22 protein-coding genes and 1 pseudogene are annotated in these 23,487 nt (G+C 61.6%); 9 read left to right on the top strand and 14 right to left on the bottom strand.

All coding sequences use genetic code 11. The features are described from left to right. Nucleotides 1–44 precede the first annotated feature (44 nt). Complete coding sequence (locus tag JG746_RS12395) at nucleotides 45–935, top strand: LysR family transcriptional regulator (RefSeq protein WP_202358383.1); 891 nt, start codon at nucleotides 45–47, stop codon at nucleotides 933–935. Between the two features lie 76 nt (nucleotides 936–1,011). Here JG746_RS12395 and JG746_RS12390 read toward each other — a convergent pair whose 3' ends face one another. Further along, nucleotides 1,012–1,551: a sigma-70 family RNA polymerase sigma factor gene (locus tag JG746_RS12390; RefSeq protein WP_202359334.1), complete on the bottom strand. Its 540-nt coding sequence runs from the start codon at nucleotides 1,549–1,551 to the stop codon at nucleotides 1,012–1,014. A 44-nt stretch (nucleotides 1,552–1,595) separates the two neighbouring features. After that, nucleotides 1,596–2,465 carry a hypothetical protein gene (locus JG746_RS12385; RefSeq protein WP_202358382.1) on the bottom strand — a complete coding sequence of 290 codons (870 nt, stop codon included), beginning with the start codon at nucleotides 2,463–2,465 and terminating at the stop codon, nucleotides 1,596–1,598. Between the two features lie 257 nt (nucleotides 2,466–2,722). Between JG746_RS12385 and JG746_RS12380 the strand changes: the two genes are divergently transcribed. Beyond that, nucleotides 2,723–3,274 carry a sigma-70 family RNA polymerase sigma factor gene (locus tag JG746_RS12380; RefSeq protein ID WP_244730761.1) on the top strand — a complete coding sequence of 184 codons (552 nt, stop codon included), beginning with the start codon at nucleotides 2,723–2,725 and terminating at the stop codon, nucleotides 3,272–3,274. After that, complete coding sequence (locus JG746_RS12375; protein WP_202358380.1) at nucleotides 3,271–3,891, top strand: ChrR family anti-sigma-E factor; 621 nt, start codon at nucleotides 3,271–3,273, stop codon at nucleotides 3,889–3,891. Before JG746_RS12380 ends, JG746_RS12375 begins: the two co-directional genes overlap by 4 nt. Nucleotides 3,892–4,072: 181 nt before the next feature. Here JG746_RS12375 and JG746_RS12370 read toward each other — a convergent pair whose 3' ends face one another. Beyond that, complete coding sequence (locus tag JG746_RS12370; protein WP_202358379.1) at nucleotides 4,073–5,503, bottom strand: cryptochrome/photolyase family protein; 1,431 nt, start codon at nucleotides 5,501–5,503, stop codon at nucleotides 4,073–4,075. Between the two features lie 152 nt (nucleotides 5,504–5,655). Further along, entirely contained in the window at nucleotides 5,656–8,094 is a 2,439-nt protein-coding gene (locus tag JG746_RS12365; protein WP_202358378.1) for a GcvT family protein, read from the bottom strand. Between the two features lie 543 nt (nucleotides 8,095–8,637). Between JG746_RS12365 and JG746_RS12360 the strand changes: the two genes are divergently transcribed. Then, nucleotides 8,638–11,613, top strand: a complete 2,976-nt coding sequence (locus tag JG746_RS12360; RefSeq protein ID WP_202358377.1) for a patatin-like phospholipase family protein — start codon at nucleotides 8,638–8,640, stop codon at nucleotides 11,611–11,613. 58 nt (nucleotides 11,614–11,671) lie between these two features. On the opposite strand, the pseudogene JG746_RS12355 reads toward JG746_RS12360, so the two are convergent. Both JG746_RS12355 and JG746_RS12350 read right to left on the bottom strand, forming a co-directional pair. After that, nucleotides 11,672–11,830 (bottom strand): annotated as a pseudogene (locus JG746_RS12355) (HlyU family transcriptional regulator); the annotation flags it as partial. Beyond that, entirely contained in the window at nucleotides 11,806–12,723 is a 918-nt protein-coding gene (locus JG746_RS12350; RefSeq protein ID WP_274609332.1) for a LysR family transcriptional regulator, read from the bottom strand. The pseudogene JG746_RS12355 and the gene JG746_RS12350, both read right to left, overlap by 25 nt. A 118-nt stretch (nucleotides 12,724–12,841) precedes the next feature. Here JG746_RS12350 and JG746_RS12345 point away from each other — a divergent pair, with 118 nt between their 5' ends. Continuing rightward, nucleotides 12,842–14,005, top strand: a complete 1,164-nt coding sequence (locus JG746_RS12345) for a serine hydrolase domain-containing protein (RefSeq protein ID WP_202358375.1) — start codon at nucleotides 12,842–12,844, stop codon at nucleotides 14,003–14,005. 3 nt (nucleotides 14,006–14,008) lie between these two features. Further along, nucleotides 14,009–14,800 (top strand): SDR family NAD(P)-dependent oxidoreductase, encoded by a 792-nt coding sequence (locus tag JG746_RS12340; RefSeq protein ID WP_202358374.1) that lies wholly within the window; start codon nucleotides 14,009–14,011, stop codon nucleotides 14,798–14,800. 44 nt (nucleotides 14,801–14,844) lie between these two features. Here the strand turns inward: JG746_RS12340 and JG746_RS12335 are convergent, their stop codons facing one another. Continuing rightward, a complete protein-coding gene (locus JG746_RS12335) occupies nucleotides 14,845–15,135 on the bottom strand; it encodes an HlyU family transcriptional regulator (protein WP_202358373.1) in 291 nt (96 codons plus the stop codon). 47 nt (nucleotides 15,136–15,182) lie between these two features. Continuing rightward, nucleotides 15,183–15,824, bottom strand: coding sequence for a TetR/AcrR family transcriptional regulator (locus JG746_RS12330; RefSeq protein ID WP_202358372.1), 642 nt, complete (start codon nucleotides 15,822–15,824; stop codon nucleotides 15,183–15,185). Between the two features lie 173 nt (nucleotides 15,825–15,997). Here JG746_RS12330 and JG746_RS12325 point away from each other — a divergent pair, with 173 nt between their 5' ends. Together JG746_RS12325 and JG746_RS12320 are read left to right on the top strand one after the other, a co-directional pair. After that, complete coding sequence (locus JG746_RS12325) at nucleotides 15,998–16,675, top strand: PspA/IM30 family protein (protein WP_202358371.1); 678 nt, start codon at nucleotides 15,998–16,000, stop codon at nucleotides 16,673–16,675. A 64-nt stretch (nucleotides 16,676–16,739) separates the two neighbouring features. After that, nucleotides 16,740–17,000 carry a YiaA/YiaB family inner membrane protein gene (locus JG746_RS12320; RefSeq protein WP_019860476.1) on the top strand — a complete coding sequence of 87 codons (261 nt, stop codon included), beginning with the start codon at nucleotides 16,740–16,742 and terminating at the stop codon, nucleotides 16,998–17,000. A 70-nt stretch (nucleotides 17,001–17,070) separates the two neighbouring features. On the opposite strand, the gene JG746_RS12315 is transcribed toward JG746_RS12320, so the two are convergent. From JG746_RS12315 to JG746_RS12295, 5 genes are all read right to left on the bottom strand, one after another. Continuing rightward, nucleotides 17,071–17,745, bottom strand: coding sequence for a PadR family transcriptional regulator (locus JG746_RS12315; RefSeq protein WP_202358370.1), 675 nt, complete (start codon nucleotides 17,743–17,745; stop codon nucleotides 17,071–17,073). A gap of 148 nt (nucleotides 17,746–17,893) precedes the next feature. Next, a complete protein-coding gene (locus JG746_RS12310; protein ID WP_202358369.1) occupies nucleotides 17,894–18,286 on the bottom strand; it encodes a thiol-disulfide oxidoreductase DCC family protein in 393 nt (130 codons plus the stop codon). 13 nt (nucleotides 18,287–18,299) lie between these two features. Then, on the bottom strand, nucleotides 18,300–19,358 hold the full coding sequence (locus tag JG746_RS12305; RefSeq protein ID WP_202358368.1) for a DMT family transporter: 1,059 nt from the start codon (nucleotides 19,356–19,358) through the stop codon (nucleotides 18,300–18,302). A gap of 26 nt (nucleotides 19,359–19,384) precedes the next feature. Further along, nucleotides 19,385–19,648, bottom strand: a complete 264-nt coding sequence (locus JG746_RS12300; RefSeq protein WP_202358367.1) for a putative hemolysin — start codon at nucleotides 19,646–19,648, stop codon at nucleotides 19,385–19,387. 108 nt (nucleotides 19,649–19,756) lie between these two features. Next, nucleotides 19,757–20,050 (bottom strand): GYD domain-containing protein, encoded by a 294-nt coding sequence (locus JG746_RS12295; RefSeq protein WP_202358366.1) that lies wholly within the window; start codon nucleotides 20,048–20,050, stop codon nucleotides 19,757–19,759. A gap of 238 nt (nucleotides 20,051–20,288) precedes the next feature. Between JG746_RS12295 and JG746_RS12290 the strand changes: the two genes are divergently transcribed. Continuing rightward, nucleotides 20,289–21,344 (top strand): TauD/TfdA family dioxygenase, encoded by a 1,056-nt coding sequence (locus JG746_RS12290; protein WP_202358365.1) that lies wholly within the window; start codon nucleotides 20,289–20,291, stop codon nucleotides 21,342–21,344. Nucleotides 21,345–21,436: 92 nt separating this feature from the next. Here the strand turns inward: JG746_RS12290 and rpoD are convergent, their stop codons facing one another. Further along, a complete protein-coding gene (gene rpoD, locus JG746_RS12285) occupies nucleotides 21,437–23,461 on the bottom strand; it encodes an RNA polymerase sigma factor RpoD (RefSeq protein WP_019860483.1) in 2,025 nt (674 codons plus the stop codon). Between the last annotated feature and the right edge of the window lie 26 nt (nucleotides 23,462–23,487).

Raw genomic sequence — 23,487 nt, 5'->3', positions numbered from 1 at the left:
ATAGACGGAAATTCTAGACGCTCCGTCTCACTGGTGGAACACCCATGGATCTTCTTGCGCTCGCCGATTTCAATCTCGTTGCCCGCCATGGTGGCTTCGGCAAAGCGGCAAGGGCCACCGGCCGGCCCAAGGCAACGCTGTCCCGGCGCGTTGGAGAGTTGGAAAGCAGTCTTGATCTGCGCCTGTTTGAACGCGGTGCGCGCAACCTCAAGCTCACCGAAGAAGGACGGGCGTTGTTCGAGCGGACGGGAGCGTTGCTTGCCGAATTGGACGAGACGACTTCGGAGATTGCCTCGGGCGCCCAGAGACCCAAGGGGAGATTACGGATCAGCGCACCTTTACATTTTTCGCAGACCGCGATGGGAAGGATCGCCGCGGGCTTTGCCCTTAAGTACCCTGAGGTGAAGCTTGAAGTGACGACTGAGGACCGGCCTGTCGACATGATCGAGGAAGGCTACGATCTGGTAATCCGGGTCAATCCAGACCCCGACGAAAGCCTGGTGGGACGGGCATTTCTCCGCGACCGTCTGGTTGTTGTGGCGAGCCCCGACCTTCCTCGCACGACCGGTGAGCGTGCCGCTCCTGGCGTCGCGCGCGGGACAGGCGAACCGCAAACATGGCACGTGAAGACACAAGGCGGCCGGTCAACAATTACAATCGAGCCGGTCCTCGTTTTGTCGACGCTCATCATGGTCCGGGATGCCGTGCGCGCCGGCGTCGGCGCAGGACGTCTTCCCATTTCGTTGGTGAGCCACGACCTGGCTGACGGCACACTGGTGAATTGGGGGGATATTGACGGTCCCGAAATCTCTTTATGGACGCTCTACCCATCGCGGCGGCTGCTCAGCGCGCGCGTGTCGGCGTTCTTGGACTTTTTAAAACAGGCCTTCCCGAATGGCACGCCGGACGAACTGGCCGCCTATATTGGCAGGTGATGACCGAAGCGGCTTCCGGGCGCAGAGAAGCCTAGGCAAAAAACAACGAAAGCTGGCGCTGGCTCCATTCTGAAAGTCATTGCTCAACGCTCGCCCGTAGTTGGATCAGGCTGCGCCGAAGCCAGGTTCGCATTGTGTTGAGCGGCACGTTGTGACGCTTGGCAAGCTCTGCGTAGGAGACGCCCTCCTGATACGCGCCCCTGACTGCTGCGGCCTTGTCCTTGCTCAGGTTGTCTATGCATCGGGCAAGACTGGCTCGCTGGTCGCTTTCAATCAGCAATTCCTCGGCCCAAGGCGTCGTGTCGGCTATATCGCCCGCGGCCGCCAGGTCGACAGTTGGAGGGCGGCGCGCTCTGATAAGATCGATGGAATGATTGCGTGCAATCGCCACAAGCCAGGAGATCGGGCTGAGTTGCGAGGCCGCATATCGGTCAGCCTTGGTCCATATCTTTACGTAGACTTCTTGCAACGCCTCCTCAGCTTCCCCTCTGTCGCCCAAAATACGCAGGCATACACCGAACAATTTCGCGCATGTATGCTTGTAAAGCAGATCGAACGCCGCCCGATCACGCATGCTTGTTCGCAAGATGAGCTTTGTTATGTCGTCTCGAGTCAGCATGACGCAGCCCTCTTCCCAAGCGGCTCCTGTCCTCCAGCCACTTACGCGCCTTCGACGATATGGGAGGAGACGTCGCGACCAACCCGACGCTCCTGTTGAACGATATCGGCCTTGCGCGCCCGACTGCGTCCCCAGCAAGCATCGCTCGGAGGAACCGACAATGGCAGCTGGCCTACCGACGAACGCCAGCGTTGATCGATTTTCTCCAGCGCGGCTTCATCGAAATCCGAGACGTGTTCCCAGTACCTCCCATGTTCGACAAAATAGCCGAGCTCAGCCTCGAGCGTGTCGGCGGTCTCGATGGAAATCGGATCGATAGCGCCCTCAAGCATCGCTCTGAGCGCCTTGATCCGAAGCGGGCTAAGGCGCTCGATAAACCGCAGGTTCACACGCGGTATGGCAAGGCGACTTTCAGGAAGATTTGAAAGGTTCAGGCAGACTGTTCCGTAACGCAGGGCTTTGGCGAACAGCCTTCCAGACTTCGCTTCCAAGTCCCTCAACGTCAAATCGTCGCGCAGCGGGTCAGCAGTTCCAAAGCCATAGAAATGCGTCGGCGCGTTGTTGGGATAAATCATATCGCAGCCCAGGAACGCTATGACATCAGGTCGGAGGGCCTTCAGAACCCAATAGCCAGCGGTGAAGGCCATTGTGCCGCCCGCATAGACAAAACCACCGAATGCGTTTTGGGCAGGGACAAAAGCATCCGATTTTACGATCGACGCGGCTCGGGAACGCTGGTCGCTCGGCAGGCGTTCATCAGGAAAATCATCGGGGTGAATCAAATAATCCCAGTCGGGCCGCACTCTCCAGGCATTGTTGATGACGACAATCGAGGAAAACGCCGTTCGAGGCCAATCCCTGCATCGAACCGCGTCCGGGCCGCTGCCGACGATCAAGACAATGTTTGGCATGTCAGGCCCCTCCCTGTTTGCACCTTGGATCAGTGTGCGCCGACCGGCTGTGGACTGATGTTTGTTGCGATACGGCTGCCGGCGCGAAATGGATCACCCCTCGCGCTAAAAACTGATGGGCTGATCGGACAAAAGTGATCTGAAAGTCAGAAGTCGATCAAATCAGTGATCCAAAAGACCGCCTGATGCGTAATGGCCTACAGAAACCAGTAACGCTGCCTTGCCAGCCGGAGCAGGATAGAGCGTATAGCAGAGCGATGGTGGAATTCGATGCAGCCCGGCTAATCATGCGTGTCGCGGCAAGCCAGGATCGCGACGCGTTCGCGCAACTGTTCGAACATTATGCGCCGCGCATCAAGGCGATGATGATGCGGCGTGGTGCAAGTCGCGATCGTGCTGAAGATCTGGCGCAGGAAACATTGATCAGACTTTGGCGCAAGGCTGCACAATATGATCCCGAGCGAGCGACCGCGTCGGCTTGGGTTTATGCGATTGCTCGCAACGTCAGCGTCGACGAGATGCGCCGTGAAGGCCGCGCCACTGCATGGATCGAGGAAGATGGCATGCTGGAAGAGGAAGACAACGACGAGCCTGAGAGCCTGCTTCTCGTCGCCGAGCGTGAGGCTCAAGTCAGGTCGTCGATGGTAGCACTGCCCGATGAACAGTTGCGCGTCATTCGCCTCTCATTCTTCGATGGCCTTGCACATGGCGAGATCGCAAGTCTCCTCGGCATCCCGCTGGGCACCGTCAAGTCACGGATCAGGCTTGCCCTGCAAAGGTTGAGAGACAGAGTTGGTGAGCTGAAATGACTGATGCCATTGCCCATCATCCGACTGAAGAGACCCTCGCGGCCTTTGCTTCCGGCACGCTTGATGAAGCCCGTGGGCTTATCGTTTCGATGCATCTTTCTTTGTGCGCTGCCTGCAGCCGCAAGGTGGGCGGGTACGAGGCGATCGGTGGCGAGCTTCTTGAACAGGCAACACCGGTGTCATTGGAGCCAGGCGCGCTGCGAAATGTGTTGCGCCTGATCGATAAGAACTCAGCGGCCCCTGACAAGATGCCCGAAGAACCGCTTGGCCGGTATCAGCTTGGGCCATGGCGTTGGGTCGGGCCGGGTGTTCGCCAACGTTCGGTGTCGGTGCCTGAAGTCTCGAACATCAAGGTGTTCATGCTGAAGGCAGCGCCAGGAACCAAGCTGCCCCACCATAAACATACCGGCTACGAATGGACATGCGTGCTCGAAGGCGCATTCGAACACCAGTTCGGCCGCTACGGCCCTGGCGACTTCGACGAGGCTGACGAGACGATGGAGCACAAGCCGACCGTATGTGACGGCGACCCTTGCATCTGTATCGTAGCACTCAAGGGTAATATCGTGCTTCAAAGCCGGCTTGGCCGCATCATACAGCCGCTGCTCAGGCTTTAGAGCAATTCCAGGAAAAGTGTGAGCGGTTTTCCGTCAGGAGTTGCGTCAGAACAAAGAGTTAGAGCGGTTCGCGTTTCCATGAAACGGTGAAACGCTTTAAGGAGCGCTACCCATGTCCCGCTCTGCTGGACTTGCCGCGACCTATTCCTCGCCTCGAATAATGGATGGTCCGCGACTGATCCTAATTGCTTCGTGTGTCGCGATAGGCGGCCAGCGCGCGCTCCCTGGCGTCAGAATGGTTCACAATCGGCGAAGGGTAATTCTCGCCGATGGTGATGCCGCACTCCTTCAGAACCGAAGCCGGAGCTTCCCATGGTCGGTGCACATAGCGGTCGGGCAGCTTTGCCAGTTCCGGCACATAGCGCCGGACGTAACTGCCATCCGCATCGAATTTCTCACCCTGAAGTATCGGATTGAAAATCCGGAAATAAGGCGCGGCGTCGGCGCCTGATCCGGCCACCCACTGCCAGCTAGCCGGGTTGTTGGCAGAGTCGGCATCCACCAATGTATCCCAGAACCATTCCTCGCCAGCACGCCAGTCGATGAGAAGGTCCTTGATAAGGAACGACGCCGCGATCATGCGGACGCGATTGTGCATCCAGCCGGTCTGCCAGAGTTCACGCATTCCGGCGTCCACTATGGGATAGCCGGTTCGTCCGGACTGCCACGCCCTGAGAGCCGCCGGCGCGCTTCTCCATTCGAATGCATCGAATTCGGGGCGAAAATTTTCGATATGCAGCTTTGGCCTATTGAAAAGCAGATGATATGAGAACTCGCGCCAGGCGAGTTCCTTACGGAAGGTCTGTACGCCTTCACCGCGCCTGCGCCGCAAGGCCGCCATTATCTGGAACGGTGTGATTTCGCCGTGCGCGAGATGCGGTGACAACCCCGAGGTCCCTTGGACGCCGGGCACGTTCCGACTATCGGTGTAATTGCCGAGCCTATCTTCGAGAAAAGTCGCCAAACTCTCTGCCGCGCCTTGTTCACCGGGCTGCCAGCGTTCGGCAAGGCCGGACGACCAATCGGGGCTTTTGGGTAGAAGCTTGAACTCGTCGAGCTTGCTTGAGCGCAGCTCGCCCTGCCACGCGACAATCGAGGTCGGCGCGTCAAACGGATCTCGAAATTCGTCTTCCGCAAGCCGGTTGTAGAAGGGCGTGAACACTTTGTAGAAGTCGCCGGATCGCGTCATGAGCCGAGACGGCTCGTGCAGCAGGAAGCCGTCGAAACTTTCTGCCTGAAACCCCTCCGCGCGCAACTCGGACTTCAGCGCCGTGTCGGCGGTGATGCTCACGGGAGTATATCGCCGGTTCCAGAAGACGGCGTCAGCACCGGTAGTCCTTGCTGTCTCTGCGACGATTTCTTTCGTTGCCCCCTGCCGCAAGGCAAGCTGCACTCCCAGTAGCCCGAGCGAATTTCCCAGCGCTGAAAGCGAATGGTGAAGCCACCAGCGGCTGGCGGCGCCTGCGGGACGCGCATCCTGTTGCTCTTCGTCAAAAATGAACAGCGGCACGACGGGTTTGCCCGTGGCGCTCGCAGCCGCGAGCGCACCGTTATCCGAGACCCGCAGGTCGTTTCGGAAGAGGACGATGATTGGCGCCGAGGTAATGGTCATTGGGATCCGTTGCTACTGAGAACTCAAATCATATCCCAGCGATTGATTTTGCCCACAAGTTACACGAGAGCCCACGGCGCCCGATGGCGACAATGCCTGGTCCGAGAGGGCATGCAGCATCGGGAACAGCAACACCTGATATCAGATCTGCCTTACATCCGCGCCCTGACCGAGTTGGGGTCATATGGCGAATCCGCGATGACTTCAGCGGTCTTCCATTCGCCCAGTATGGCGACGTCGAGCTTCGTGCCGGGCGTGCCGAGACGTTCGGGCAGCAGCGCCAGCGCCACATCATGCCCGAGCGTGTAGCCATAGCCGCCCGACGTGATGCGCCCGACCAGTTCGCCACCGATATAAAGCCCCTCGCTGGCAAGCGTGCTGGCGCCGTCGGTCTCTATTTTGAGCGTCACCGAGCGGCGCTGGTCATTCCCAGCTCTGTACTTCAGGACCGCGTCTCGGCCGATGAAATCGCCCTTGTCAAGGCGGATGAAGCGTTCGAGCCCGCTCTCCAGCGCATTGAGCTCCGGATTCATGTCTCGATACATGGCGCGGTAGGATTTTTCGAGCCGCAGCGATTCCAGCGCGTGCAGCCCGACAAGCCGCATGCCGTGTTTCTCGCCTTCCGTGAGGATCGCGTCCAGCAATTGCCGCTGATAGGCCATGGGATGATAGAGTTCCCAGCCGAGCTCGCCTTCGTAGTTGACGCGCAGCAGCCGCACGTCGCTGGCAAGCGCCACGCTGCCGGTCTTAACACCGAACCAGGGAAAGGCGGCGTTCGACAGGTCGATCTCGGTCAGCGGTTGCAGCGCCTCGCGCGCCTTCGGCCCGACGACCGTGAAGCAGCCGCGTTCGCTGGTGACATTCCTCAGGCTGACGCTGCCGTCGGCCGGTAACAGCCTTGAGAGATCGTCGAAATTCCAGCGTTCGGCGCGCGGCGTCGAAATCAGATAGAAGCTGTCGTCGCCAAGCCGTGCTACCATGTATTCGGCCTGCACGCCGCCGGCAGCGGTGAGGTGATGCGCCAGCACGGCGCGGCCGGTCGCCGGCAGTCGGTTGGCGAGGATCCTGTCGAGCCAGGCGGCCGCGCCCGGCCCCGACACCTCGAACTTGGTCATCGGCGTCATCTCGACCAGGCCGACGGCGTTGCGCACGGCCTGCACCTCCTCACCGACGAAGACGCCCTTGGCGGTCCAGCGCCAGCTGTACTGGTCCTTGGCCTCGACACCCCTAGGCGCGAACCAGTTGGGCATCTCCCAGCCGTTGAGCACGCCCCAGACCGCTCCCAGTTCGGTCAACCGCGCATAGGATGGCGCTGTCTTCTGCGGCCGGGCGGCGGGCATGTCCTGTCCCGGATACTTCTGCTCCGCATGCGTGCCCCAGGCCTCGCGGACTTTCTCACGCGTCCAGGCCTTGTTGGCGTAGTCGCCGAAGCGGCGTGGGTCGAGATCGGAGGTGTCGAGGCTGTTGCCGCCTTCGACGATCCGCTCCGAGAGATAATAGCCGATCGTGCCGCCCCACAATATGCCGCCCGGCACGCCCTCGGCCAACCACACATTGGGCAGGCCCCAGGCCGGTCCCATCAGCGGAAGCTCGTCCGCCGTCATCTGAAAGGGACCGCGGACATTGGCCTTGATGCCGGCACGTCCCAGCGCCGGCACGAGCTGCGTCGCCTGCTCCCAGTTCCACGACACCGCCTCGAAATCCTCCTCCACGAGATCGGCGCCGAACCAGGCGGGCACACCGTCCTCTGCGAACAGTTTGAGGTGTTCGGTGCGCTCGTAGGGCCCGAACATGAAGCCGTCGCCTTCCTCGCGCAGATAGCCTTCAAAACCCTCGTCGCGCAGGATCGGCATTTCCGGCCGTCCAGCACGCTTGCGCTCGACGATCTCCGGCACCGGCTCGGTGATCCAGTACTGGTGCAGGATCGGGATGGCGGGGATGTCGAGGCCGAGCAACGCGCCGGTCTGGCGCGCGTAATTGCCGGTGGCGCAGACCACGTGCTCGCAGATGATGTCGCCCTTGTTGGTCGCCACCCGCCATTCGCCGTTGGCGGTGCGCTGAAAGCCGGTGACCTCGGTGTTGAGATAGATCTTGGCGCCCAGATCCCGCGCGCCCTTGGCCATGGCATGGGTCACGTCGGCCGGCGCGATATGGCCGTCATCGGGATGATAGAGCGCGCCCAGCATGTGCTTGTTGTCGAGAAGCGGGCAGAGCGCCCTCGCCTCCGTCGGCGACAGCAAATGCGCCCGCATGCCCTGAACGTCGGCCACGCTCATATAGCTCTTGTATTCGTCGAGCCGGTCGCGGCTGTTGGCAATGCGCAACTGGCCGCATTTGTGCCAGCCGACCGGCTGCCCGGTCTCGGCCTCCAGCCCTTCATAGATCTCGATGGTCTTGTTGATCATCCGGCCGATATTGATGTTGCGGGCATAGGACGGGACGAGGCCGGCCGCATGCCAGGTCGAGCCGGCGGTCAGCTGGGTGCGTTCGAGCAGTGCCACGTCGGTCCAGCCACGCTTGGCCAGGCCGTACAGGATGCCCGCGCCGACACACCCGCCCCCGACAACCACCACCCGCGCAAATGTCTGCATCGACCCACCAAATCCCACGCATTTCCCAATGTGCCACCGAAGCTACAGATGGCGGAAGTCGGTGTAACGTCTTCAAAAATGAGGGATGACGATAAATTGGGCTTATGCAGCGCAGTCTACGGAACCATGAGGCTTGCAGAGCTCAGCGCAGCGTCGCCGGCATAGTCTTCGAGTTCTTCAGTGGCCGCGGGTTGCTTCGGTGGCCCAAAGAACCGATGACGGCCTGTTTTGAGACTTTCGCGCGTGAAAGCGGGCCTTCGCCATGATGGCCCAGCCACCAGTGGCTGGATTTCGAATATCTTGTGAATACCCATACGGCCGGGTCGTAAAATCATCGCAAAAAAGCTGATCCAAAATCTTATGGAAACTCCTAAGGTTCGAGTGATCACAGCTATTTATTATTCTCCGCTCAATTCATGATTTCACTACGACTTTCGCTGGAGTCGATTATTTGCAAACAATAGTCGAAATAATGAATATTAATCCGGGCGTTGCCCATAACTATGTTTTATTATATAAGAAAGTAGGCATATGTAATAAGCGATGGGGGCGCTTGTGGCGGGAGTAACTGAACCACCAAAATCGGCATCAAGGTCAGGCTCCGTCAAGTTCGATCGCGTGCTCGCGGACGAGTATCGGGATATCCTTAAACGACGTCCCGGCGCGAAGCCGGACGATCTCTTCGGTGTCGCCTTGTCGGGTGGTGGAATCCGCTCGGCGTCATTTTCCCTCGGCGCATTGCAGGCCCTGCATCTCTACGGCCTGATTCCGAAGATCGACTACCTGTCGACCGTGTCGGGTGGCGGTTACATCGGGACAAGCCTGGTCGCGGCGTTGACCCGAAGCGCAAAACACCCCCATGGAAAGGTCCCCGAACCATCCGCCGAGGAGCTCGAGTTCCCCTTTGCCGATGATGAAGAGAACGGCAGCGACTCCAGGGAAGTCAAGCATCTACGGGACAACAGCAAGTTCCTGGCGCCCAACGGCCTGAAAGATATCGGCCTGTCGCTTGCAATCATGTTGCGTGGCCTGATGGTGAACTTCCTGCTGCTGCTCACAGCGATGTTGCCCTTGGCCACTTTGCTTATCCTGGCCAACCCGACCACGGAGCATCTCAAGCACAGTCTGATTTCGGACCTGCTGCCTTTCCTCGCTTGCCCGAGCGACCAATGGTTCTGGTGCTACAGCTTGAACAAGTATGGCGGCTGGCAATGGCTGTATCCCTACATCAGCAATCCATGGATCATGAGCAAGGTCTTTGCCGGAGCCCTTGGGTGTTGGCTCATAGGCTGGGCGTTGTCGCGCTCGATCGTCGACTTTGTCGGCGGCGCCAAGGCACGAGACCTCGTCGAACCTTCATCTCGGGGCGCTGCGATGGGCAGATGGTTGCTCGTGCTGCTCTGCGTGTCGGTGTTCGTCGAACTGCAGCCTTACGTGATCAATTTCGCGATCTGGCTCCAGACGGCCTCGGATGTCGGCTTCACGCTGAAGGCGCTGGCTACCAGCGCCGCCGCCTTGATCGCTTCGACGGCGGCCTTCCGCGGCATCCTGGTCGGCTGGATCGAACGGGCGCTGAACTCCCAAAAGACAAGCGTGTGGCTTCAAGGGCTGCTGGCGCAATCCGCCTTCTATGCCGTGGGCCTGGCGCTGCCACTGCTGCTCTACGGCCTGTTCATCATGCTTGTCGCCTGGGGAATAAAAGTTCAGCCGCCATTGGGCTCTGAGCCATCCCTGCTTGTCGGGCTGCTCGCCCATCTTGCCCAACTATTCCCGGTTTTGCAGAACGTCATGGCTTCATTGGGCATCTCCTTCGAACCACCGGGCCGGGTCATTGTGGGGTATGCGCTTGGTCCGCGCTGGTTGACCGGCGACAACTATTTCTGGTGGTTCATCCTTGGCACAGCCGGGCTGATGGTCAGCTCGTGGTTCGTCACCTATAGGCCGGGCAAAGCCGGCACAGATCTAACCTGGAGGGAACGACTTACTTTCCTTGCGGACCGGTTGCGCTCTCCCCCAATAATGCCCAGCATCGCTTTTTATATCGTGGCCGCACTGTTTATTGCCGCCCTGGCAGCGGCAGCGGTTCGTCAGTCGAACGCCAACGATCAATGGTCGGTGCTGTTCAACTATGTGGGGCTGACGCTTTCGGTCTGGCTTGCCGCACTGTTCTTTACGGAAAATTCAAACGGCCTGCATCGCCTCTATCGAGACCGGCTCCAGGCGGCTTTTGACTTGAACAACACCAAGCAGAAAGCCATGAAATTGCATGAGATCAGCAGGATGGCGCCTTACTTGCTGGTGAACGGAACTCTTAACGTCAAACGGTCGAAGCGGGGCACTCCAAAGGCCGCCGAGTTTGACCCCGCAAAGCGAGGCAGGGACGCCGAGTTTTTTGTATTCTCGAAGAATTACGTCGGCAGCGATGCGACCGGCTATGCGCCTTCAAAACGCTTGGCGGAGTGCGAAAATCAGCTGGATCTGGCGACGGCGGCAGCGATATCTGGTGCTGCCGTATCATCGAGCATGGGTCGTATAAATATCGGACTGCTCGGCCCGACCTTGGCAATGTTGAACCTGCGAATGGGATTTTGGCTCGCCAATCCGCAGAAGCTGCTCTACTGGGAGCATTTTCGCAGAGGCATCGACGTCTATAGCCAACAGGTTGCCGCGGAGAAAGCCGAACGGAAGGCCAAGACCATTGTGCCAGAAACAGCCGCGAAGAAGACCGAGCAGCGTGGCTGGGAAGAATATATGCGCCTCTATTTGTTCCAGGAGGCCTTCGGAATCTTGAGGTCGGACAGTTCGCGCATCTACATCACCGATGGCGGGCATCTCGACAATCTCGGCCTCTATCAATTGCTGAAGCGCAAATGCAAACTGATCATCGTCATCGATGGCGAAGCGGATCCGGGGATGAACTTCGGCGCGTTCTGCGATGTGCAGCGGTTTATCCGGATCGATCAAGGAACCCGCATCGAACTGGATTGGCAGCCGATCCGCGAAACCGTCATCCAACGGCAGGCGGACAGACAGAAGAGACAGCCACTCGAAAACCTGGCTCATTTGCGCCATTTCGCAATCGGACGCATAGCCTATGCCGGCAAGGCGGGTCAGGAGGAAGAGGGGCTGCTGCTCTATATCAAGGCTGCGGTGACCGGCGATGAGCCCGATTATGTGCTCGACTATGAGCGCCGCAATCCGTTGTTTCCGCACGAATCGACGGGCCATCAATTCTTTTCCGAGGAGCAGATGGAGTCGTATCGGGCTCTCGGGTTCCATTCCGTGAAGCGCGCCTTCGACGGCCTCGACATCAAGGACAAAAGCGAAGCCTACAAGATGCAACAAGAGCGTGTCGGCGAGTTCCGGCACGACCTGGCGGTAAAGAACTACATCGACGACTGGCGGAAAAACGCCCGAAGCGGATCGGTTGAACGCAAGAAATCCGCAGCCAAGAACGGTGCCCAACAGGTTGGCAAGAGCAAGGCGCGGGCATCATTTCCGGTGGAACAGTCCGACTAGGCAGCCCATGTCGTCCTCGCCACCACGCCGCCCACAAACGAGGGCACAAAAGCGCTGACGTGATGTCGACGGCGTCGTCGAGGCCGGCGAAGCGGTCGCCGCGGACGAATTTGTGCTCCTTGACTAGGCCGTCGACGTCCTTGGAGACGATGCCGCAGGCCTGGCCATCGCTCTTGCAAGGCATGGCGCTGATCAGGAAACCCTTGTGCTCGACCCTGCACCACCCGTTTTGAACCAGTCGATGAATGCCCGCAGTTTCGCCGGCTGGAGATCACGCGACGGGAAATAGATGTGAAACTGTTGCGGTTCCGGCTCAAAGGCGTCCAGCACGCTGACCAATTCGCCTGATTCTATGGCCGCCTCCTCGGTAACCCGGAAGCGCTGGGCCAATCCCAGTCCGGCCCGCGAAGCCAGCGAGAAATGTCCGTTGTCGTCCAGGATCAGGGCTGCCGGCGGATCCAGTTGGATTGTCTCTTCGCCCCGACGCAGCGTGAGCGGCTCCAGCCGGCCGCTCCCGGGAAAGCGGTAGCGGATGACTGCGTGCCGCGACAGGTCTTCGGGCGTTTGCGGCTCACCGGCCCGAGCCAGATAATCCTTGCTGGCGAGCATGGACCGACGCAGCGGCGGCCCCAGCGGGACGGAGATCATGTCCAGTTCCAGCGTGCCTCTGAAGCGTATGCCCGCATCGAAGCCGCCGCTGACGATGTCGGTCAGGCGGTCGTCCGTCGACAACTCCAGCCGGATTGCCGGATAGCGCCGGACGAACCCGACCAGCGCAGGCAGGATGCAGATCTCGGCTGCAAGCCTCGACAGTGTAATCCTCAGATGTCCGGATGGCTCGCCATCCACCTCCCTGGCCGTTTCGATGGCTCCGGCGAGAAGACCGATCGGTCCTTCGATCGTTTCCAGCAACTGGCGCCCACGCTCCGTAAGCCTGACGTTGCGGCTTGTCCGATCGAACAGACGTATTCCCAGGCGAAGTTCAAGCTGTCGGATCGACTGGGAAACCGCCGAAACCGAGATGCCGAGCCGACCGGAAGCCGCCGTGAACCCGCCGACCCGTGCCACCATGCGGAAGACAGGCAGTCCGGCCAGGATACTGCTTTCCATCGTTAAGTCTCTCTTCATGATGCTTGCAGCAATGTGCCTGTTTTTGTGCAGAGTTGTCGAGCCTATTTCTCCGTCCGATACCGAACGGAGATGAACGATGTCACCAGAAACAAGCTTGATGTCCGCGGCACGGGTCATCGCTGCGCCCATCCAGCCCTTTGGCGGAATGGCTGGCGCCCTCGATGAAGCCATCGACAGCGCACTATCCGACGCACGCATCGTCGGCTGTGTGCTGCTGGTTTCGGACCACGGCCAGATCGTATTCGAGCGTGCCGCCGGCTCGGCCGATCGTGAAGCCGGCAGGCCGATGAGAACCGGCACGCCGTTCCGCTATTCTTCCGTCACCAAGCCCTTCACAACCATGGCCGCGCTAAAGCTGATCGAGGCCGGGGCACTCTCGACCGAGGATCCAGTGGAAAAATGGCTGCCCGACTTCACCCCCAGAACTTCAGAGGGAACGCCCGGGCGGATAAAGGTGGCGCAGCTGATGTCGCACACCGCGGGGCTCGACTACCGCTTCCAGCAGGACAGGAGCGGCGCCTACGCACGGGCCGGCGTCTCCGATGGGCTCGATGACGCGGATATCTCGCTGGCCGAGAATCTCGGCCGCATCGCCTCGGTCCCGCTCAGTTGCACGCCCGGCTCGGCGTGGCGCTACTCAGTCGCCACCGACGTTCTGGGCGGCATCGTCGAAGCCGTCACGGGGAAAACGCTGCCACAGGCAATGGCCGATCTGGTCACGGCTCCACTCGGCCTGACCGCATCGTTCCATGCCAGGCCCGACGAACTCGCGACGCCCTACCATGACGGCGAGACGGCACCGATACGCATGGCTGACGTGGCGGAGGTATCGCTGCCCGAATATCTGGGCTCGGCGGTGCGGTTCGATCCGTCACGCATTGGGCGCGGCAGTCCCTTCCCGTCCGGCGGCGCGGGCATGGCGGGAACGGCGCACGATGTGTTGCGGCTGCTCGAGGCATTTCGCGAGGGAGATTTCCTGTCCGCGCCACGCAGGCAGGACGCCAGCCGGATCCGGGTCGGTGCCGAAGCCGAGGCGCAAGGGCCGGGGTGGGGCTTTTCCTGGACGGGCGCGGTGCTTGTCGATCCAGCCGCCGCGAGTTCGACGCTCTCCCCTGGCGCCGTATCGTGGGGCGGGGTGTACGGGCATTGGTGGTGCATCGACCATCAGCGCGGCCGCGTCGCCGTGCTGCTTACCAACACCGCCTACGAAGGAATGCTCGGGCTTTTGCCCCAGGCAATCGCCAAGGCACTCGGCAGGTGAGACATGACAGCAATCATTGATCTTTCCGACAAGGTTGCGCTCGTCGTCGGCGCCAGCAAGGGCATTGGCGCAGGAACCGCAAAGGCGTTCGCCCGCGCCGGAGCCACGGTCGTGCTCGCGGCGCGGAACCAATCGGCAATCGACGAGGTTGCGCGGCAAATCCAGGAAGCAGGAGGCCGGGCTCTTGCCGTCCAGGCCGACGTCACCGATCCAGGCAGCATGGAAACCCTTGTCTCGAGGACGATTGCCGCATTCGGTCGCCTGGATGCAGCGTTCAACAACGCGACCGATGGGCCGAGACCCGCGCCGCTGGCTCAGATCGATCCGGAAGCGTTCGACAGAGGCATCCGCACCAACATTCACGGCACGTTCCACGGCATGAAGTTCCAGATCGCGGCCATGCTGGAAAACGGCGGCGGGACCATCGTCAACATGGCTTCGACGGCCGGGGTCGAGGGGGTCTCGGGGCTTTCCGCCTATGTGGCGGGCAAGGCCGGCATCATTGGATTGAGCCGTGTAGCAGCCCTCGATTATGCGGACAGGAACATCCGCGTGAATGTCATCGCGCCAGGCCCCATCCTGACCCACCATTTGGAGGCAGCCGGACAGGAAGCGCAGCGCATGGCCGCAGTGGCCGTCCCGATGGACCGGCTGGGAACTGTCACGGATGTCGCCGACGCCGTACTATGGCTTTCATCGCCATCGTCCGGGTTCATGACCGGAGCGGTCCTGCCCCTGGACGGGGGACAGCTTTCTGGCCGTGTCATCAAATCGAACTTCAGGCGCGACACCTGACGCCGCGCCCATCAGTCTTGCGGTCCTGGATGACGCCGCCTACCCTACCCGAAAATCCGCTCGCCCTGTTCGTCCACGAGCTGGATGCCCTTCTTGATCGAGATGTCGACGGCGTCGTCGAGGCCGGCGAAGCGGTCGGCGCGGATGAATTTGTGTTCCTTCACCACGCCGTCGATCTCCTTGGAGACGATGCCGCAGGTCTGGTACTGGCCATCGTTCTTGTAGGGCGTGGCGCTGATCAGGAAACCCTTGTGCTCGACCTGCTTGGCCGGTGCCGCACTTTTGGGCTCGGCCGCTTCACCGCCGCCACCGAAAAGACGTTTCAGAAAAGACATGGCTCAAATCTCCTTGCTCGTCCTGCAAACCGCGATCTGTTCGCGATTCACGACGTTTTCGTCCCAGCATGCGCGAATGTGCCGCCGCGTTCCAGTCCCCTGATGAAGACGGCGACCAGGAGCTCGATCTGCTGGTCGATCTCGTCGGCCTGCCGGCGCACGGACCTGGCCGCATAGCCGCTGGTGACGATGCCATGCACGCTTGACCACAATGTGCGCGCCGCGATCCGGCGCGTGTCGTCGTCAAGGTCGAAGTCGCCACCGGCAAGCACACGGGCAATGATCTCGAACAGCTGGTCGAGCCGCGCCTCATAGGCGTCCGGTTCAGACAATGTGGGACGGCTCCTGTTGAAGGCAAGCAGTGCCGGCCAGCTGCCCGGATGCGCCTCGACGAAGCGCACATAGGCGCCGGCCAGCGCCAGCAGGCGCTGGCGCACATCGGTGATGCCGCGCTGGGAAAGATCGGCCATCGCTGCCGCCCCTGCCGCGCCCAGCCGGTCGAGCAGCCGCATGTTGACGGCGCGATGCACCCCGTCGAGATCGGAAAAAAGATTGTAGACCGAGCCGACCGAGATGCCCGCCTGCTCGGCGATGGTCCTGGCCTTCAGATTGTCCATGCCGCCCTCGTTGAGCAGCACCTCGGCGATCGCCAGCACCCGCTCGCCTGTTTCTTCCCTGTCCAGTGCCATGCTTGTCCTTATGGATGCCCGTGCCTTCGGCCCGGGCTGTTCGAAACTTCCCTTCATTTACCATAGCCGGGATTTCGTGAACAGCGTTCAAAAGAGTCTTGAACAACGTTCATTTCCTGCTATATTGACTTTGTGAACATTGTTCACCGAAACAGTTCGAAGGGAGAAGAACCATGCTTAGCCTGATCAGAACACTGCTCGACGGCGCCAGCGCACGGGCCGAGGACGGCCTCAAGGATCGCTTCGCCATCGACCTTCTGGCGCAGCGCATCCGCGACGCCGAGGCCGGTCTTGCCGCCGCCAAGCAGACGCTCGCTTCACTGATTGTCCGCCAGCGCGCCGAGCAGGCCGGCCTCGACCAGCTCGAACGCCGCCACGCGGATCTCGAAAGCCGCACGCTGAGCGCTCTGGCCGCCGGCAACGACGGATTGGCCGAAAGCGGTGCTGCGGCCATCGCCGAACTGGAGAATGAGCGCGAAGTCCGCCGCAGCACAGTGCAAAGCCTCGGCGAAAAGACCTTGCGGATGCGCGTTTCGGTGGAGCGGGCGCATCGCCGCATCATCGACCTCAACCAGGGCATGATCTCGGCCCGCGCCATCGATGCCGAGCGCAAGGCACAGTCACGCCTTGTCAGGTCGATCGGCCATTCGGCGAGCCTCAACGACGCCGAGGAACTGCTCGCCCGCATCAAGGGCGCCAGCGACCCGTTCGAGGAGGCCGGCATCCTCGACGAGATCGACGGCGAACTGCGTCACGACGCCATCCGCGACCGCCTTGCGGATGCCGGTCACGGCCCCGCGGCCAAGGTGCGCGCCAAGGATGTGCTCGCGCGCCTGAAGACCATCAACTGAAGACCAGACTTTGCAGACCTGACTCCCATCCAATCCATCATCATCGAACCAACGGAGAACTCCAATGAACGCCAATCAGACCTACATCATGTTCAACACCGCCTCGGTCGGTGCCGCCTATTTCATGCTCGGCCTGTCGCTGTGGCTGGCGCCGGTCGACCTGTCGACCAAGGGCTACTGGGCCATGGGCATCCTGCTCTTGACCGGCAGCCTGGTGAACTTGGTCAAGTACCGCACCGACGAACGCCTGTCGGCCGAGATGACCGCCAAGATCGAAAAGGCCCGCAACGAAAAGCTGATCAGCGAGTATGTCGGCAAGGAATGACGCCGGCCTGCCCTGACGCAAAAAAGCCCGGGTCGCCCCGGGCTTTTTTCATGCGTTTATCGCGCCTGAATCAGCGGTGCGACAGCGCTTCCAGCGCGTCCGCCGCGGCTTCGAGGATGGCGATCGCCTCGGCCTGCTTGTCGGCCGGGGCATCGACGATCTCGCCGAGCGCCGCGCGCAGGCGGTGACGGATGGCGCGGAATTCGTCACGCGTTTCCGAACGCTCGCCACGGCCGCCGCGACCACCACGCCGGTCCTCGCCATCGTCGTTCCAGCCGAACCAGTCGCGCGCCTTGGCCATCTTGCGGCCGAAGCGTTCGAGATGGTCGAGCACGCCGTCGATCATCTCGCGGTTGTCAGCAAGATGCGCCTGCCCCGCCTCGGTGATGGAAAACACCTTCTTGTTGCCGTCGGCGGCGGAAGCGGCATAGCCGGCCTCTTCCAGGAAGGTCAGCGTCGGGTAGACCACGCCCGGGCTCGGGCTGTAGATGCCGCTGGTACGCTCTTCCAGCGCCTTGATGATGTCGTAGCCGTGGCGCGGGGCCTCGGCCAGCAGCGACAGCGTGATCAGCTTGAGGTCGCCGTCGGCCAGCATGCGGCCGGCGCGGAACATGTCGCCCGGGCCGCCGCGTCCGCCGCCGCGTCCGCCATGGCCGAACGGGCCAAAGCCTCCGCCGCCCCTGCCGCCGAATTTGCCGGCCATGTGCATGAACATGCGTTCGCCGAAATGACCATGCTTGTGCATTGATTTCTCCTTGAGTTCTATCTTACGATATATCTTAATTAGGCGCGACCTCTCGCGGAGTCAAGATATATCTTACGATGTATCGGAATGTTGCGCCAGCCGGATCGACCTGCTGGTCCGGGACGTTCTGTTCATCGGGATGAATTCGCTACCAGCGGCCCTTGCGGCGGTTCCAGGCGTAGAGCAGATCGGCGAAGCGATCATAGGCAAGGCGTGTCAGCGGCAAGGCGACCGGATTGCCGAACAGCGTTGCCAGCCACCCCTCGCCGGGTGTCGCCTGCCATATGGCAATCGCGACATCGGCGCCGACCAGCAGCCGGCCGGCCGCGTCGGTGGCGTGCAGCCGGCGGCGTATATCCTCCAGCGACGCGCCAAAACGGCCAAGTGCCGCCGGCTCCAGATTGATGTCGCGAAATTCGATCCGCCCGGCCTTGACCGCTTCGATCAGCCGCCGCTTCTGCCGACTGATGCCGGCATCGCAGACCGGGCAACGCGTGTTGTACCAGACCGTCAGTTCAGGCTTGGGTGTTTGCTTGAGCATGTTCCTGGCATGCTCAGCCGTGGCTATGCCGATGATGCAGGTCCGGATAATGCGGATGCCGGTGGCGCATCGGCGCATGCCGGTGCCAGTGCGAATGCGGCTCGCTCACCGGCCCGTCATGATCGTGCTGGTGGTGCTCGTCATGCACATGGCTGTGCTCATGTTCCAGCGCCTCATGGTCGTGTTCATGGTCATGGCGTTCCGACAGATGCAGCCACAGGCCGACGCCCATCAGCAGTCCCGCGACCGCCAGTTTGAGGGTGACGGCATCGCCCAGCATGACGATGGCCAGCAGCGCGCCGATGAACGGAGCCAGCGAATAATAGGCGCCTGTCCGCGCGGTGCCGAGATGGCGCAGCGCCAGGATGAACATCACCAGGCTGACGCCGATGCCGAGGAAGCCGACCGCGGCCGTGGCCGCGACAATGGGCGTCGCGGGAAACGACGCCCCGGCAGCAAGCGCCAATCCGACATTGGCCGCACCCGCCACCAGGCCTTTCAGCATGGCGATCACCACGGGGTCGGTGGCCGAAATCCTGCGCGTGAAATTGTTGTCCAGCCCCCAGGCCAGGCAAGCCCCGGCCACCAGCAAGGCGCCCGGGTTGAAAGCAACGCCGCCGCCATCCCACGACAACAGGACCGCGCCCGCCAGGATGGCGAAGGCGCCAAAAAGCAGCCGCCGGTCGACATTCTCGCGGTAGACGAGCCAGGCGATCGCCATTGTCGCCAGCCCTTCCAGGTTGAGCAGCAGCGCCGAACTGGATGCCGTGTTGAGGGTGAGGCCGAACATCAACAACACCGGCGCGAGGATGCCCCCCATGCCGATCGCCAGCGCCAGCCAGGGGATATCCCGGGCGGCCAGTTGCGCTTCGCCGGCCGCCGCCTGCTTGCCGCGAAGCAGGCGATACAAAGCAAGGCCGACGCCGGCGCCGAGATAAAGCAATCCGGCCAGCATGAAGGGGTTCACGGCATCGAGCAGCAGCTTGGAAAGCGGCGGCGTCGCGCCGAACAGAGCGGCCGAGCCAAGGGCGAGCGGCACGCCCGGCCAAAGATGCGAATGTGTTTCGGACATCATCTCACCCTATGACAGCGCGCACGTCATTTGCCGCGCATGGCCGCCTTTGGCCCGACGCATTTGTTGTCGCGAAACAGCGCCCACTCCTCACACAGGCGCCCCTTGGGCAGCCGGCAGAATCCGTATTCATTGCCGGCCTGGTCTTTGCGGATCACCGTGCGCCCGCCGACCTCGCCGCAATGGACGGATGCCGGATTGGCCAAGCCGACCGGGTTTTGCGCGGCGGCGGCGAACGGCATCGACAATATCAACGCAAGGCTGGCAGCCAGTATCGAGACTTTCTTCATCGCGATCACCCCTGCCCGCAGTCTATCATGGCGACGCGTCCTGTCCTGCGGCAAAGCGCCGTCAGGCCGGCACCTGGCCGCTGCCTTCAAGAAGCCCAGTCGCTTGCTTCATCCAAGCGAGGAGATGATCTCGCGGTAGGCGAATTCCGGGAAAGCTTTCAGCGTCCGTGACTTGAGGTTTCCGTTCGCGGCCAGCATCAGCGCGAAACGCGCCAGCACCGCATCATCGGGCGCTTCGACCACCGCCACCATGTCGTATTCGCCCATGGTCAGGTAAAACGCCTTGAACGATCCTCCCATCTCGCCCAGCTGCTTCCTGGCGGCGTCGAGGCGCTTGGGCGAATCGCGCACGTTCTTCGCGCCCTGCTCGGTCCAGTTCATCAGCATGATGTAGGTCGTCATGGTACGCCTCCTTCCGGAGCCACGGAGCACGGCGGCTTCGCCGGGGCGGGCATCCGGGTTGTCGCCCAGAAAATGCATCCGACGCGAAATTATCCTCCCACGGCGAACGTCCCGCAAGCGCTACCGCGCCAGTGCCCCATAGGCGTCGGCAGGGAAAGCCGGTTTAAAAATCTGCCTGGTTGCGGCAATCTCCGTCGCGGCCATCAGCCTGGGCCGATCCGGCCTGCAGGAGAAATTCATGCACGAGACAAAAGACCTGCCGCCGGACCGGATCGAAATCCCCGCCGCATGGACCGGCGCGGACATGGCGAAACATCCCGAACAATGGCTGGTCGAGCTGGATCCGCAGGACGTCATCGAGCTTGAATCGGCGGCAACCGGCTTTCTCGCCCGCTCGCGCGATATTGGCGGCCTGGCCAAGGCCGATTTCCCCTTGCCTCGGCTCGCCGGCCATCTTGCCGCCCTGCGCGAAAAACTGATCGCAGGCATAGGCTTCGAGGTGCTGCGCGGCCTGCCGGTCGAAAAATACTCCGCTGAAATGGCGGCAACGATCTTCTGCGGGATTGGCGCGCATCTGGGAAGCGCGCGCTCCCAGAATGCCCACGGCCATATTCTCGGCCATGTCCGCGACATCGGCGCGGACGCCAAGAGCCCCACGACACGCATCTACCAGACGGCGGAGCGCCAGACGTTTCACACAGACTCGGCCGATGTCGTCGGCCTGCTCTGCCTGCGGGATGCCATGCAAGGCGGCGAATCCCTGTTGGTCAGCACGGTGACGATCTACAATGAGATGCGCAAAAGCCGGCCCGATCTGGTCCGTTTGCTGTTTGATCCGATCGCCACCGATCGGCGCGGTGAGGTCCCGGAGGGCCAAAAACCCTATTTCGAAATCCCGGTGCTCAACTGGCATGCGGGGCTGCTCACCGGCATCTACCAGCGCCAGTACATCGACAGCGCCCAGCGCTTCGCCGATGCCATGCGGCTGAGTGTTGCCCATGTCGAAGCACTGGATCTCTTCGACAACCTCGCCAATGATCCGAAGCTGAACCTGTCGATGCGGCTTCGGGCGGGCGACATGCAGTTCGTCTACAATCATTCCCTGCTACACGACCGCATGGGGTTTCACGATTGGCCCGAACCCGACAGGCGGCGCCATATGCTGCGCCTGTGGCTGTCAATTCCCGGCGACCGCCCGCTGCCAGAATGCTTCAGGCAGCGTTATGGCTCGATCGAGATCGGCGATCGCGGCGGCATCATCGTCAAGGGGACACGGCTGAACGTGCCGCTGTAGGGCAATTCCCGGAAAATCCGACACGGCTTCCGCCGAGCTTGATACGAAAAAGGGCGCCAGTCGGCGCCCTAAATTCTTCGCGGCAGATAAACTCAGCTGTCGAGGAAGCTGCGCAGCTTGCGGCTCCGGCTCGGGTGCTTGAGCTTGCGCAGCGCCTTGGCTTCGATCTGGCGGATACGCTCGCGTGTGACCGAGAACTGCTGGCCGACTTCTTCCAGCGTGTGGTCGGTGTTCATGCCGATGCCGAAGCGCATGCGCAGCACGCGCTCCTCGCGCGGGGTCAGCGAGGCCAGAACCCGCGTGGTGGTCTCGCGCAGATTGGCCTGGATCGCCGCGTCGATCGGCAGGATCGCCATCTTGTCCTCGATGAAATCGCCCAGATGCGAATCCTCCTCGTCGCCGACAGGCGTTTCGAGGGAGATCGGCTCCTTGGCGATCTTCAGCACCTTGCGCACTTTTTCGAGCGGCATGGCGAGCTTTTCGGCGAGTTCTTCCGGCGTCGGCTCGCGGCCGATCTCGTGCAGCATCTGGCGCGAGGTGCGCACGATCTTGTTGATCGTCTCGATCATGTGCACCGGGATGCGGATGGTGCGCGCCTGGTCGGCGATCGAACGGGTGATCGCCTGCCGGATCCACCAAGTCGCGTAGGTCGAGAACTTGTAGCCGCGGCGGTATTCGAACTTATCGACCGCCTTCATCAGGCCGATATTGCCTTCCTGGATCAGGTCGAGGAACTGCAGGCCGCGATTGGTGTATTTCTTGGCGATGGAGATGACGAGACGCAGATTGGCCTCGACCATTTCCTTCTTGGCGATCGCGGCTTCGCGCTCGCCTTTCTGCACCTGGTTGACGATCTTGCGGAATTCCAGGATCGAGATCGCCGTTTCGGTGGCCAGGTGCTGGATCTCGGCGCGCAGGTCCTTGATCGCATCCTTCTCGTTCTTGGTGAATTCCTTCCAGCCGCGCGACGTCAGATTGCCGATCGCACGCGTCCAGTTGGGATCAAGCTCGGAACCCTGATATTCCTTCAGGAACTCCTCGCGGCGCACGCCATAGCTTTCGGCCAGCCGCAACAGCTTGCCCTCGTTCTGCACCAGGCGCTTGTTGATGTCGTAAAGCTGCTCGACCAGCGCCTCGATGCGCGCCGTGTTGAGCGACAGCGACTTCACCGCCTTGATCAGCTGGTCCTTCAGCTCCTTCAGCCGGCGGTCCTGGCTGGGCGACAGCGTGCCGGCGGCGGCGAGACGGTTCTCGACCTGCTGGTCCTGCAGCTTGCGCAGCTTCTTGTAGGTGTCGGCGATGACGTCGAGCGTCTCCATCACCTGCGGACGCAGTTCCGCTTCCATCGCCGCCAGCGACAGGCTCGCCTCGTCCTCGTCTTCTTCGTCGTCGTCGCCGATGCCGCGCGTATCGGCGCCGACATTGGTGATGTCGTCTTCATCGTCGCGTCCGCGGCGCGGCTTTTCCTCGGCCTTGGGCGCTTCCTCGATGCGCTCGACCACCGGCGCCTGCTTGGCTTCGGGGCCGGCATAGGTGGCTTCGAGGTCGATGATCTCGCGCAGCAGGATCTTGGATTCGTTGAGCTCGTCGCGCCAGATGATGATGGCCTGGAAGGTCAGCGGGCTTTCGCACAGGCCCGCGATCATCGTCTCGCGGCCGGCCTCGATGCGTTTGGCAATGGCGATTTCGCCTTCGCGCGACAGAAGCTCGACCGAGCCCATCTCGCGCAGATACATGCGCACCGGATCGTCGGTGCGGTCGGTCGGCTCTTTCTTGGTGGTGGTGGCGGCGACCGCCGTGCCGGTCTGCTCGGCCAGCTCGTTGGCGTCTTCCTCGGCATCGGCCGCGGTGTCGCCGGCCTCGGCCTCTTCGCCCTGCTCGTCATCCTCGACGACATTGATGCCCATGTCGGACAGCATCGCCATCGTGTCCTCGATCTGCTCGGAGGTCACTTCCTCGGAAGGCAGCACCGAATTCAGCTCGTCCATCGTGACATAGCCGCGCTTCTTGGCGGCCTTGATCATCTTCTTGACAGCATCATCGGAAAGGTCGAGCAGAGGGCCATCGGTGGCGCCTTCGCGTTCGGTCTCGACCTCTTCCTTTTCCTTAGTCGCCATAATTTTTATCTTCTCCTAGCGGCCGG

It is taken from the genome of Mesorhizobium sp. 113-3-3 (genome assembly GCF_016756495.1).
Classification (GTDB): domain Bacteria; phylum Pseudomonadota; class Alphaproteobacteria; order Rhizobiales; family Rhizobiaceae; genus Mesorhizobium.
The sequence above is the reverse complement of the archived record's forward strand: the minus strand, read 5'-3'. Positions and strand labels throughout refer to the sequence as shown.

Excerpts from the sequence above, each read along its gene's own strand:
- JG746_RS12295 (WP_202358366.1), bottom strand. The coding sequence starts at position 20,050 with ATGACGACCTACATCATGCTGATGAACTGGACCGAGCAGGGCGCGAAG.
- JG746_RS12300 (WP_202358367.1), bottom strand. The coding sequence starts at position 19,648 with ATGAAGAAAGTCTCGATACTGGCTGCCAGCCTTGCGTTGATATTGTCG.
- JG746_RS12375 (WP_202358380.1), top strand. The coding sequence starts at position 3,271 with ATGACTGATGCCATTGCCCATCATCCGACTGAAGAGACCCTCGCGGCC.
- JG746_RS12335 (WP_202358373.1), bottom strand. The coding sequence starts at position 15,135 with ATGTCTTTTCTGAAACGTCTTTTCGGTGGCGGCGGTGAAGCGGCCGAG.
- JG746_RS12320 (WP_019860476.1), top strand. The coding sequence starts at position 16,740 with ATGAACGCCAATCAGACCTACATCATGTTCAACACCGCCTCGGTCGGT.
- JG746_RS12370 (WP_202358379.1), bottom strand. The coding sequence starts at position 5,503 with ATGACCATTACCTCGGCGCCAATCATCGTCCTCTTCCGAAACGACCTG.
- JG746_RS12325 (WP_202358371.1), top strand. The coding sequence starts at position 15,998 with ATGCTTAGCCTGATCAGAACACTGCTCGACGGCGCCAGCGCACGGGCC.
- rpoD (WP_019860483.1), bottom strand. The coding sequence starts at position 23,461 with ATGGCGACTAAGGAAAAGGAAGAGGTCGAGACCGAACGCGAAGGCGCC.
- JG746_RS12345 (WP_202358375.1), top strand. The coding sequence starts at position 12,842 with ATGTCCGCGGCACGGGTCATCGCTGCGCCCATCCAGCCCTTTGGCGGA.
- JG746_RS12380 (WP_244730761.1), top strand. The coding sequence starts at position 2,723 with ATGGTGGAATTCGATGCAGCCCGGCTAATCATGCGTGTCGCGGCAAGC.
- JG746_RS12385 (WP_202358382.1), bottom strand. The coding sequence starts at position 2,465 with ATGCCAAACATTGTCTTGATCGTCGGCAGCGGCCCGGACGCGGTTCGA.
- JG746_RS12290 (WP_202358365.1), top strand. The coding sequence starts at position 20,289 with ATGCACGAGACAAAAGACCTGCCGCCGGACCGGATCGAAATCCCCGCC.
- JG746_RS12340 (WP_202358374.1), top strand. The coding sequence starts at position 14,009 with ATGACAGCAATCATTGATCTTTCCGACAAGGTTGCGCTCGTCGTCGGC.
- JG746_RS12310 (WP_202358369.1), bottom strand. The coding sequence starts at position 18,286 with ATGCTCAAGCAAACACCCAAGCCTGAACTGACGGTCTGGTACAACACG.
- JG746_RS12315 (WP_202358370.1), bottom strand. The coding sequence starts at position 17,745 with ATGCACAAGCATGGTCATTTCGGCGAACGCATGTTCATGCACATGGCC.
- JG746_RS12305 (WP_202358368.1), bottom strand. The coding sequence starts at position 19,358 with ATGTCCGAAACACATTCGCATCTTTGGCCGGGCGTGCCGCTCGCCCTT.
- JG746_RS12350 (WP_274609332.1), bottom strand. The coding sequence starts at position 12,723 with ATGGAAAGCAGTATCCTGGCCGGACTGCCTGTCTTCCGCATGGTGGCA.
- JG746_RS12365 (WP_202358378.1), bottom strand. The coding sequence starts at position 8,094 with ATGCAGACATTTGCGCGGGTGGTGGTTGTCGGGGGCGGGTGTGTCGGC.
- JG746_RS12395 (WP_202358383.1), top strand. The coding sequence starts at position 45 with ATGGATCTTCTTGCGCTCGCCGATTTCAATCTCGTTGCCCGCCATGGT.
- JG746_RS12330 (WP_202358372.1), bottom strand. The coding sequence starts at position 15,824 with ATGGCACTGGACAGGGAAGAAACAGGCGAGCGGGTGCTGGCGATCGCC.
- JG746_RS12360 (WP_202358377.1), top strand. The coding sequence starts at position 8,638 with ATGGGGGCGCTTGTGGCGGGAGTAACTGAACCACCAAAATCGGCATCA.